This window comes from Alkalibacterium psychrotolerans (genome assembly GCF_054784355.1).
This window is the reverse complement of sequence record NZ_BAAGPH010000096.1, coordinates 1-3,222: the sequence shown is the minus strand read 5'-3', so window position 1 is coordinate 3,222 and position 3,222 is coordinate 1. Positions and strand designations below refer to the sequence as shown.

General features: G+C 43.9%; 2 protein-coding genes. Both read left to right on the top strand.

Annotation, left to right across the window (positions count from 1 at the left end):
- Positions 1 to 135 precede the first annotated feature (135 nt).
- The gene (locus tag ACYVLS_RS09130; RefSeq protein WP_460323783.1) at positions 136 to 1,329 is read left to right on the top strand and encodes an iron-containing alcohol dehydrogenase; all 1,194 of its coding nucleotides are present in this window, start codon (positions 136 to 138) and stop codon (positions 1,327 to 1,329) included.
- 36 nt (positions 1,330 to 1,365) lie between these two features.
- A complete protein-coding gene (locus ACYVLS_RS09125) occupies positions 1,366 to 2,565 on the top strand; it encodes a GerMN domain-containing protein (protein ID WP_460323781.1) in 1,200 nt (399 codons plus the stop codon).
- Positions 2,566 to 3,222 lie beyond the last annotated feature (657 nt).

Here is a 3,222-nt window from a genome sequence, read left to right as displayed (position 1 = left end):
GGATCATCAAAAGTGACTTTTTGAAATTTTTCTCCCCCATGGGGGAGAAAGCTCCATTCTTTCAAACAGTTAATCAATCAACTAAGTTAAGAACAATTCTTAACTACAAACTTATTATACGAGGAGGTTCTGTATATGAACTTAGAAATTTCGGATTTTACCTTTTTTAACCCTGTAAAAATTATTTTTGGAAAAAATAAAATAGAAGAACTCGCTCGTTCGATACCATCAGACAAGAAAGTACTGATTACTTATGGAGGCGGAAGCGTTGAGCGTTTCGGCACATTGGACCGCGTCAAATCAGCATTGGAGAACTATGAAGTGGGCGAGTTTGGCGGAATTGAAGCCAATCCGACTTTTGAAACCTGCATGAAAGCTGTAGAGAAAATTAAAGCGGAAAACTATGATTATCTGCTGGCAGTCGGTGGCGGTTCTGTCATCGATGGAACTAAATTCATTGCGGCAGCTGCAGAGTTTGACGGCAACCCCGAAGATTTATTTGGACGAGGTGTCGGTGCAGGAAAGCGGGCTGCATCGGCTCTACCCTTTGGAACCATCTTAACTCTTCCCGCAACGGCTTCTGAAATGAATGATGGCGCAGTTATTAACTTTAAGGAAAAGAAAGCAAAAGTCAGTTTCAGCAGTCGTCATGTCTTTCCTCAGTTCTCCATTTTAGAACCGGAACTGACCTATACTTTACCAAAACGTCAGCTGGCCAATGGCGTTACAGATGCCTTTATTCATATTCTGGAACAGTACCTCACCTATCCCGTGGGCGGAATGGTGCAGGATGAATTTGCGGAAGGGCTCTTGCGTATTCTGATAAAAATCGGACCGGATGTCGTTGATGAAGATAATCATGACTACAATCTTCGCGCCAATTTCATGTGGACTGCGACACTGGCTTTAAATCGCCTGCTTTCCAGAGGTGTTCCGGGCGACTGGTCCACCCATGCTTTAGGACATGAAATCACTGTTTTAAATAATACTGATCACGCCAGAACACTTTCCGCTATCATGCCGTCAGTGATGACTGTTCGTAAACTGAAAAAATGGGACAAGCTGGTGCAGTATGCTGAAAATGTCTGGGATATCCGTACCGGTACAGAAGAAGAAAAAATCGATGCCGCTATTTTGAAGACCATTATTTTCTTTAAATCCATTGAGATGCCGGTTAATCTCTCAGATGTGGGCGTTCAATCAAAAGACATTGAAACACTCGTCAGCCAATTGAAAGAGCACGGACTTGATAGCATTTCTGAACGCGGAGATCAGACCCTTGAGGTATCCCGAGAAATCTATCAGCATTCTTTAGATACTAATTATTAAACAATCTATGCAAAAACTGGAAAGGAGCTGACTACTATGACCACTCAAAAGCTGTTTAAGTACACGTCTCTCCTCTTTGCGTCCACTCTCCTGCTGGCCGCCTGCGGAACAGACACGGAAGATGAGCCGGATGTCACCGATCCAGATGAAGAAGTCGTTGCGCCTGAGCCTGGCGATGAAGACACAGATGAATCTACCGAAGACGATGATGAGACAGACGATACTGCTGAGGACAACGATGATGACGAGGAAGATGATGAAGAAGACTATGTAGTTTCTCAAAATCTTGAGGACTGGTTCCCTAAGCTCGAGGATACCTTGCTGGATTATGATGGCGAAGGAATGGAATATGCTGCTTTTACACGCTATCCTCAGTTCGCCTATGATGACACCCTTCAGATGGTTGAGTCGACTGCCGGTACAGATGTCGTTACCATATATGAATACACCGATGAGGAAATAAGAGAAATTTTTGTCCGTCCGGAAACGTATTTCCGGGACGACTTTATAGATACTGGTCTGGACAGCATGCAGGACGAGCACGAGATTATTCTGCAGCTGCCTATTGAAGTCGGTCACTCATGGGAAAACCCAACCGGTTCAGTTTCTGAAATTACCGCTGTCGACTTCGAATACGAGACCGATTTTGGCACATTCGATGCCATTGAAGTGACTCGTATGCAAGACGACAGTGAAATCGTCTATATTTATGCCGAAGAAGTCGGTCTAGTCGAACGTGTCTTTACAAGTAACGAAGATGAATCCCAAGTCATTTCTACTTTAGTTTCACGTTCCAGGGAACAGCCTGAAGAAATCGACTTGACCGTTTTCCCTCTTGATGAAAACGCTGAAGGTCTGTTAGCTGTTTCTCTCACAGTCGAACTGTATACAAACGATGCCATTCGCTATGAATTGACTGAAATATTGCGAGGCAAATCTGGCGGAAGCGATGCCCCTCCGCTACTGACTGACAATGTAGCCATCAACTTTATGTTTTTAGGCAATGATGATATAGCTTATGTCGATTTTTCTTCAGAACTGATTGAGGAAATGAATGTCGGTGCCGGTATTGAAAGCCTGATTATTCAAGGTCTGGTCAACACTATTGGAGGCTACTATACTACCGAAGAAGTTTACCTGACCGTTGACAATGAACCTTATGCTTCCGGACATTTAGAACGGGAAGAAGGCGAAACCTGGTCTGTCGATCATTCATCTGTCAGTTGGGAAGAGTAGTGAGGGTATGAACTATTTAGAATTTAATATAATCTAAGTAACACTAACGCACGCTCCTTTCATCTACTGGCTGATGCTGGTAGAGATTAGGGCGTGCTTTTCTTTGTGTTTGGGTTTGAATAAGGAAAGCGAGCGGCTTACCGGCAGCTCGCTACCAATTGATTATTGAGTTACGGGGCAAGATTAGTTTGCAGGGTTACTCAATGGATTTGGAGAATTGAGTTACCTGGCAAATACTATTAGACCGGTGACCGAGTGCTTCATTTCGTTTGAGTTATAGGGCTAATGCTATTTGACCTGTAACCCGGTGCTTCGTTTTCTTTGAGTGACCAGTCAAACGGTCTTTTCCCTGTTACTCACCCGTCATTTATTGATGAGTTCTGGTGCAAAAGAGTGTTGCCCCGAAGCCCAGTCAAAGATATGCAGCGAGTTCAGGGGGAAAGTCCTTTTCACTTGGACTCGTTGCCTCCAACTGTTCTGAGTTTGGATGGTAAGCTGCCGGAAGCAGCTTACTCCCTTCTGCAGTCTAAATAAGAAAACCTCGGGCAAAGTTCGCCCGAGGACTCTTTATTATCTGCTGACCTTTTTATTTTTGTGTTCTATTGTCATATACGATCCCCGTGTGACTTACAAAGTATTCTGGAATCATTTCACCAT